At 40.8% G+C, this 8,282-nt stretch carries 8 protein-coding genes; 6 read left to right on the forward strand and 2 right to left on the reverse strand.

Going from position 1 to position 8,282, the window contains the following annotated elements; genetic code table 11:
- Positions 1-144: 144 nt before the first annotated feature.
- Positions 145-1,260, reverse strand: a complete 1,116-nt coding sequence (locus tag I6E85_RS20450; RefSeq protein ID WP_197237294.1) for an energy transducer TonB — start codon at positions 1,258-1,260, stop codon at positions 145-147.
- 248 nt (positions 1,261-1,508) lie between these two features.
- On the opposite strand from I6E85_RS20450, the gene ribA reads away from it, so the two are divergent.
- The 6 genes from ribA (at position 1,509) to csrA (ending at position 7,581) form a co-directional block, all read left to right on the forward strand.
- Positions 1,509-2,132 carry a GTP cyclohydrolase II gene (gene ribA / locus I6E85_RS20455; protein WP_007583803.1) on the forward strand — a complete coding sequence of 208 codons (624 nt, stop codon included), beginning with the start codon at positions 1,509-1,511 and terminating at the stop codon, positions 2,130-2,132.
- Between the two features lie 81 nt (positions 2,133-2,213).
- Positions 2,214-3,002, forward strand: coding sequence for a BPSS1780 family membrane protein (locus I6E85_RS20460; RefSeq protein ID WP_007378958.1), 789 nt, complete (start codon positions 2,214-2,216; stop codon positions 3,000-3,002).
- Positions 3,002-3,454 carry a regulatory protein RecX gene (locus I6E85_RS20465; protein WP_007583805.1) on the forward strand — a complete coding sequence of 151 codons (453 nt, stop codon included), beginning with the start codon at positions 3,002-3,004 and terminating at the stop codon, positions 3,452-3,454. Before I6E85_RS20460 ends, I6E85_RS20465 begins: the two co-directional genes overlap by 1 nt.
- A 19-nt stretch (positions 3,455-3,473) precedes the next feature.
- Positions 3,474-6,074, forward strand: coding sequence for an alanine--tRNA ligase (gene alaS / locus I6E85_RS20470; protein ID WP_121954070.1), 2,601 nt, complete (start codon positions 3,474-3,476; stop codon positions 6,072-6,074).
- Between the two features lie 6 nt (positions 6,075-6,080).
- Entirely contained in the window at positions 6,081-7,298 is a 1,218-nt protein-coding gene (locus I6E85_RS20475) for an aspartate kinase (RefSeq protein ID WP_197102756.1), read from the forward strand.
- Positions 7,299-7,389: 91 nt separating this feature from the next.
- The gene (gene csrA, locus I6E85_RS20480; RefSeq protein WP_004587515.1) at positions 7,390-7,581 is read left to right on the forward strand and encodes a carbon storage regulator CsrA; all 192 of its coding nucleotides are present in this window, start codon (positions 7,390-7,392) and stop codon (positions 7,579-7,581) included.
- A 50-nt stretch (positions 7,582-7,631) separates the two neighbouring features.
- Here the strand turns inward: csrA and I6E85_RS20485 are convergent, their stop codons facing one another.
- Positions 7,632-8,099: a YcxB family protein gene (locus tag I6E85_RS20485; RefSeq protein ID WP_197237296.1), complete on the reverse strand. Its 468-nt coding sequence runs from the start codon at positions 8,097-8,099 to the stop codon at positions 7,632-7,634.
- Positions 8,100-8,282: the final 183 nt, after the last annotated feature.

Below are 8,282 nucleotides of genomic sequence, written 5' to 3' on the forward strand. Positions count from 1 at the left end.
TTCGTTAATCATAATGTGCCCTCAAACAAGATTTGAAGATCTGATCATGACATTGAGATTTAGTTCAAAAAAATCCCTGCTAATTTCTTAGCAGGGATTTGTGTATAAGAGACAGCATAAAGCGCCTTTTTTAATGAGCCGCTTTTAGTGGCGGTTAATTTTAAAGTCGAGTTGTACCTGAGAAATAGCGCTAACGGGTTTGCCATTTTCAAACTTTGGCGCGTAACGCCATTGCTCAAGCGCTGCTTTGGCTGACTTTTCAAATGCGCTGCCGCCTTCAGAGCTAAGTACTTTTGGGTTTTTTACAAAGCCAGCTGCGTCTACCTCAAACTCCATAATAACGCTACCATCGGTACTAAATCTGGCTTTGTGCACTGGGTATTTAGGATTAACACGATAGAGTGGTGTTTGCTCTTGCGATTCTTTCCATGGCACCATTTGAGCGATAGCGAGGCAGTGTTTAGTTGCTTCTTCGCTTTTGCCTTGTTTTTCGTACAGACCTACAAGTTTAGAATGAGCGGTTAGCTCAGCACTGTGATCGTATTTTAAGTTATCGTCAAACGCGGTAACTATGTTGTTTAAGCGCTCAATTGCCTGATTATATTTTTTACTGCCTTCGGCAAATGCGGCTATTAAAAAGTTAGCTTTAATTTGCTCTACCGAGCTACTAGGTAGATTTTCACGGTAGTATTCGTCGGCTTCTTCTAGGTAGTTTTTCGCTTCGCGATATTTTTTAGAGCTAAACTTTTTAGCAAGCAGTGATGCCGCTTCTAGTTTCATGTCGGCTACAAATTTAGGCTTATTTTGTGTTTTAGCTATATCTATTACTTGTTCTAAAAAATTAGCTGCTTTGTAAGCTGATGTTGTGTAGTTAGCTTGGCCGAGCAGTGCATCAATTATTTCTATTGATAGTTTACCGTGATTTGCAGCTAAAATAGTATGGGCTTCGTTATAGAGTGCAAAACGCTGTTCGTTTAGCTCATCGCCGTAGCCTTTTATTGCTTTAGCGTAATTAATAGCTAAGTTGGCAGTATTGTCGTCGCTTTTACCGTAAACGGCTTTACCTGATGTGTAAGCAAGTTTGGCAGTTTGTTGTACGTTTTTGTCTGCTTTAACTGCTGCTAAATAGCTTTGGTATGCTTGGCTAAATACCGTTTGAGGATCGCTTGCTTGGCTGGCGAGTGCTGTAGTACTTAAAGTTGTTGCGCTCAAAGCAGATAAACTTAAGCCTATAAATAAAGCGAGTTGCTGACGTTTCATAATAATCCCTATCGTTGTTTAAAATACAAAATACCAAACGCGCCTGCAGGTGTCACTGATTAAGGTAAATCAACGTAAATAACATTGGCTGTTATTTGTATTAATTTATTGCTAACAATCATTGAAAATAACGCCTGTCGTCGCCATATATTTGCCATAAACAGTCTTGTACTACGGTGTATTTATCCTATTTTGTGATATTATCACTTTATTGTCGTGTCGTAGTTATTTAAATATTTGGATTTGTCGTGGCGCAAGTAAGAGCAAGAGTCCAGCTTAATGTTGGCAGAAATAGTGATATCCCTGCAGAAATAATCTCATTTACTGATTTAAAAGATGGTAAAGAACATATTGCTATGGTGTTTAACAACGCCGATACAGAGCAAGATGTACCGCTTATTCGTATGCATTCTGAGTGTTTAACGGGTGATGTGTTTTACTCATCGCGTTGTGATTGTGGCGAGCAGCTAAATGAATGTATTGAAATGATGCACGAGCAAGGCGGTATTTTATTGTATTTACGCCAAGAAGGCCGTGGCATTGGTTTATACAACAAAATTGACGCTTACGTATTGCAATCGCAAGGTATGAACACCTACGAAGCTAATAATCATTTAGGCTTTGCTGATGATTTACGTGACTTTTCGGATGCTGTGTTAATGCTTAATGCGCTTAATTTAAGCCACGTTAAATTAATGACCAATAATCCTAAAAAGCTTAACGCATTAAAAGATGCCGGTATTAATGTTGACTCGGTTGTGGGCACGCATGCGCACATTAAAGCGGGTGTTGCGGGTAATAAATCGTACCTAGAAACAAAAATTAAGCATGGCGCGCATATGTTAGATATTAAGAAAATTAAAAAACCTTAATCATTTAATTAAGTTTCGTCTATTAATACCCCCTCACGCCAAGTTATACTTGGCGTGTTTCGTTTTAAATTAAGAGCAAGTATGTCTACACAATTACGAATTTTTAAAGCCGATGCAGGGCTAAAGTGGTTAAAAGCCGGATGGCTTATTTTTAAAACCCAGCCAGCAACCTTTATTTTTATGCATTTATTTATTGGTATTGTAGGGCTGCTGTCTTTATTTTTACCGCTGCTGCAAGTAGTAGCAGCACTAGCTACGCCATTTTTAACCGCAGGGTTTTACCAAGCGGTGCTTAGTAAGCAGCAGGGCGGAAAAATTATGCTAGCCGATATTCTCAAGCCATTTACGGCTAAGGGAAATCGCTTAGGGTTATTGCGTTTAGCACTTTATCAGATGGGTGCGGGCATTTTAATGGCGTTACTTGCTAATGGCTTATTTGCCGATGCAGTAGCTGTTATGAGCCAACCAGGACTTGATCCAAACGTAGCACTTGAACAAATGCTTGAGAGTATTTCGGGCGCGAATGTCATTTTGTTTTTTATGGCAATGCTAATTTATTTAACGGCGTTTGCTTACGCTGTACCGCTTGTTTATTTTAGTAAAGAAACACGTATTTTAACGGCGCTTAAAAAATCGTTAATGGTGTTTTATCATAACATTTTGCCACTTGGCGTTTTTGGCCTTATTTGCGCATTATTTATGGCGCTTTCGATGTTCTTATCGTTCTTACCACTGTTGATTTTAATGCCGATTTGCTACATTAGCTTTTTTGTATCTTATCAAGCCATTTTTATGCCTGTTGTACCACCAAGTGACGACATTAATGTTAAGCCACTTAGCAGTGAAACAAGCGGGCGTTTTGACGCTTAATGGATGATAAATTAAAGCAAAAACTAAAAAACTATGTACTTTGGTTACTAGGGCGCCAAGAATATTCGCGTCGAGAGTTAACGCTCAAATTACAGCAAAAAGAAGCGACAGAAGAGTTTATTGAAACGCTGCTTGATTGGTGCGAAAAGCATAATTTTATTAACGAGCAGCGATACTGTGAAGGCTTTGTAAGAAAACACATATTTAAATGCCACGGGCTTAAGCGAATACAAAGCGAAGCTATGGGCAAAGGGATTGATCGTTCGCTACTTGAATTGGTAGTTGAAGAGCTTGAAGTAGATTGGTTTGAGCTTGCGCAGGATGCGTACAATAAAAAATATTCGAATACACCGGCCGATCTCGATTACAAAGATAAAGCTAAGCGCGTGCGCTACTTAATGTATCGGGGTTTTAGCTACGATGAAATTAATTTTGCAATGCAAGCACAGTAAATACAGGTGAGACTTTCAAATGCAGCACATGACTACCGCACAAATTAGGCAACAGTTTTTAGACTTTTTTGCCAGCAAGCAACATCAAATAGTACCTTCTAGCTCGCTTATACCGGGTAACGATGCCACGTTGTTATTTAACAATGCCGGCATGGTGCAATTTAAAGATGTATTTTTAGGCGCAGAAAGCCGCCCTTATACACGTGCGACAAGCTCGCAGCGCTGTGTACGTGCTGGCGGTAAGCATAACGATTTAGAAAACGTAGGCTACACTGCTCGCCACCATACATTTTTTGAAATGTTAGGTAACTTCAGCTTTGGTGATTACTTTAAGCAAGACGCGATTAAGTTTGCATGGGAGTTTTTAACTGAGGTAGTAAGCCTACCTAAAGAAAAACTTTTAGTAACTATTTATCACGATGATGAAGAAGCGTTTGGTTACTGGGCTAACGAAATTGGCTTGCCAGAGGATCGTATTATTCGTATTGCGACCTCAGACAACTTTTGGTCTATGGGCGATACTGGTCCGTGTGGTCCGTGTTCTGAAATATTTTATGACCATGGCGAGCATATTTGGGGCGGTCCTCCGGGCTCTCCTGAGGAAGACGGCGACCGTTTCATCGAAATTTGGAACCTTGTATTTATGCAATACAACCGTCAAAGCGACGGTACAATGTTGCCTCTACCTAAGCAATCTGTTGATACGGGAATGGGCCTTGAGCGTATTTCTGCTATTTTGCAGGGCGTGCATTCAAACTACGAAATCGATTTATTCCAAGGCTTAATTGCTGCTGCTGCAAGTGTTACTAATGCACAAGACATGGACGACAAGTCACTACGCGTAGTGGCGGATCATATTCGTTCGTGTGCGTTTTTAATCTCAGACGGTGTTATGCCATCTAACGAAGGCCGTGGTTATGTACTGCGCCGTATTATTCGTCGTGCTGTGCGCCACGGTAACAAATTAGGTGCACAAGGTTCGTTTTTCTATAAATTAGTTGCTGCGCTAATTGAGCAAATGGGTCAAGCGTACCCTGAGCTTGCTAAGCAACAAGAAATTATTGAAAAAGTATTACGCATTGAAGAAGAACAGTTTGGTAAAACACTTGAGCGTGGCTTAGCTATTTTAGAAGAAAGCTTAAGCGACCTTAAAGGCGATATTATACCGGGCGACTTAGTATTTAAACTTTATGATACGTATGGTTTTCCAGCTGATTTAACGGCCGATGTTGCGCGTGAGCGCCAGATGACAATTGATCATCAAGGCTTTGAAGAATGCATGGCTGTACAACGTAAAACAGCGCAACAAGCGGGTAAGTTTGGCGCTGATTACAATGACCAATTAAAATCAGATAAACACACTGACTTTAAAGGTTACGACAGCACGCATTACAGCGCGACCGTTATTGAAATTTTTGCCGGTGGCGAAGCTGTTCAGTTATTAGAAGATGGTCAACAAGGTATTGTAGTACTAGACCGCACACCGTTTTACGCTGAATCAGGCGGTCAAACGGGTGACACGGGTACTATTACAGTTGCTGGTGGCGAATTTAATGTTACTAATACCACTAAGCTTGGTAATGCTTTTGCTCACCACGGTACTGTACAAGGCCGTATTGGTGTTAACGATAAAGTTGACGCCACTATTGATGATACGCGCCGCGACAGCATTAAGAAAAACCACACAGCTACGCATATTTTACACGAAGCACTACGCCAACTATTAGGTGACCATGTAGGCCAAAAAGGCTCACTTGTTCAGCCTGATCGTTTGCGTTTTGACTTCTCGCATTTTGAAGCGGTTACTAAAGATGAGCTACGTGAAATTGAGCGTGTAGTTAATGACGAAATTCGTCGTAACTTTGCACTTAATACTGAGCTTATGGCTATTGATGATGCTAAAGCAAAAGGCGCTATGGCGTTGTTTGGCGAAAAGTACGATGACGAAGTACGTGTAGTTACTATTGGCGACTACTCTATTGAGCTTTGTGGTGGTACTCACGTTGAGCGCGCTGGCGATATTGGTTTATTCAAAATTGTATCTGAAAGCGGTATTGCCGCAGGTGTTCGCCGAATTGAAGCGGTAACCGGTGCAGATGCTGTAGCGTACGTTAGCGAGCAAGAGCAACAACTTAGCGATGTTGCAGCTTTAGTTAAAGGCGATAGCGCATCGGTACTTGAAAAAGTAACTGCGTTGCTTGAAAAATCTAAAGGCCTTGAAAAGCAAATTGCACAGCTTAGCGATAAACTAGCAAGTGCAGCGGGCGCGTCTTTACTTGATTCGATTGTTGAAATTAATGGCGTTAAGCTACTTGTAGCAAACGTTGAAGGTACTGAATCTAAAGCGCTTCGCGGTATGGTTGATGACCTTAAAAACAAGATTGGCTCAGGTGTTATTGCACTGGGTGTTGCCAGTGGCGACAAAGTAAGCCTAATTGCCGGTGTAACGAAAGACTTAACAGGCAAAGTAAAAGCCGGTGAGTTAGTTAACCATATGGCAGGTCAAGTAGGTGGTAAAGGTGGCGGTCGTCCAGATATGGCACAAGCCGGTGGTAGTGAGCCACAAAACCTTGCTGCTGCACTAGATAGCGTTACAGCTTGGTTAACTGAGCGAACTTAAGCCTAAGTGGCGCTTATTGTTCAAAAATTCGGTGGCACTTCGGTCGGCTCAATAGAGCGAATTGAAGCGGTCGCCGACCTTGTTGTTAAAACCAGGCAACAAGGACATCAAGTGGTTGTGGTGCTCTCGGCTATGTCGGGAGAAACCAACCGCTTAATTAACCTCGCCAAACAAATTGATACTCGCCCGAGTAGCCGTGAACTAGATGTACTTATTAGCACTGGAGAGCAGGTTTCTGTATCACTGCTTGCTATGGCTATTATCAAACGTGGTCATTCAGCTGTAAGCTTATTAGCCGATCAAGTCAATATTCTAACCGACAACATGTTTGGTAAAGCCCGTATTGAAGACGTTGCTGCTACGCGCTTAAAGCATGAGCTTGAGCATAATCGTATTGCTATTATTGCTGGGTTTCAGGGACGTGATATTGAGGGCAATATTACAACGCTTGGACGCGGCGGCACTGATACATCGGCTGTAGAAATAGCAGCGGCTATAAAAGCCGACGAATGCCAGATCTATACAGACGTTGATGGCGTATATACTACAGATCCTCGTGTTGAACCTAACGCGCGCAGAATGAGCCAAGTTACTTTTGCCGAAATGCTAGAGCTGGCAAGTTTAGGGGCGAAAGTTTTGCATATTCGCTCGGTAGAAGCTGCAGGTAGACACAATGTGCCACTTAGGGTGCTTTCTAGTTTTAATCCTGATGAAGGCACATTAATAAGTTTTGAGGAGAACGATATGCCAAGCAATGTGGTATCGGGGATTGCGTTTAATCGTGACGAATGTTTAATTAAAGTTGATGGTGTGCCAAGCGGTACGCAATATCTTTCAAAAATATTGAAACTTTTTGCTGATAATGGCATCGAAATAGATATGATTAATCAAGTTAATCATATCTTTGAAAAAATAGACTATGCTTTTACTGTGCACTCGAATGATTATCTGCAAGCACTTGAATTATTGAGCGAAGATCAAGCTCAACTCAGTGCTCAAAATATAAGCGGATTACCAACAGTAGCTAAAGTTTCTGCTGTTGGAATGGGTATGAAATCGCATTCTGGTGTAGCAAGTTTATTTTTTGATGCATTAGCGCAGGAAAATATTAATGTGGTTTTGGTCTCGACTTCTGAGATTAAAATTTCAGTTTTAATAGATGAAAAGTACCTAGAGTTGGCAGTTCGTGCATTACACAAAGCATTTTTAACAGAAAATGGATAGATTGAGAGTTTTTACTTACTTTTCAGTCTAATTTTCATTAGTATGTTTAAGCGGAATCTTATAATTTTTATTGGAACATGGGAGCAAGAGAATGCTAATACTAACTCGTAGAGTAGGTGAAACCCTAATGATTGGTGACGAAGTAACAGTTACTGTTCTAGGTGTTAAAGGAAATCAAGTTCGAATCGGTGTTAATGCACCAAAAGACGTATCAGTGCATCGTGAAGAGATTTACATGCGCATACAAGCTGAAAAGTCGAACCCTAATCCGGGCAATGCTTAATCAACACGTATACGTAGTTGAGTAATTAACTCAACTAGTCAAAAAGCCACTCACTGAGTGGCTTTTTTGTTTATAAAAACGAGTGTTTCTGGGGTTAGTATTTGTTTTGAAATGTACTGCATTCCGCTTTTATTTTTAATAATAATACCTTGCTTAGTATCTATTACTTCGCTTATGTCTTGCCAAGTTAGCTGAAAGCTTTTGTAATGATTAGCCGATTTAATGCCTTCTTCATCAAAGGTAAGTGTTACCTCTGAGCCTGACGCTCTGCTGAGCATTTGTCTGGTTACCCACCAAGGTCTGCGATAGTAAAAAGCGACGCACTCTAGTACACCTAGCATGATCATAAACGATCCTAAGTAATGATCGTTTAAAACATAAATGCCAAATAAACCAAGCGCAACGAGGAGTACAAGTAAAAAGTACTTAGGTTTGGCGCGCTTACTGTAGGGGAGTGACTCATCAAAGCACTCGTAAAAGTAAGGTTTATCTAGTGTGTAGGTTGTTGTAAATGCCATATTGCCTTGCTTTAAATATCGTTTTTTTTATTTTAACAAGCTAACCGCTAAATGAGCAGCTTTATAGTCAGTGATTTTATTACAGACACAAAAAAACGGCCCTAAGGCTAACACCGATCAGTTAAGGTATTTTTGATCGGTTGACTGATCTTTTGGTTGCTTCACAATACCCTTATCATCTTT

The organism is Pseudoalteromonas sp. NZS71, from assembly GCF_015864715.1.
Lineage (GTDB): Bacteria > Pseudomonadota > Gammaproteobacteria > Enterobacterales > Alteromonadaceae > Pseudoalteromonas > Pseudoalteromonas arctica.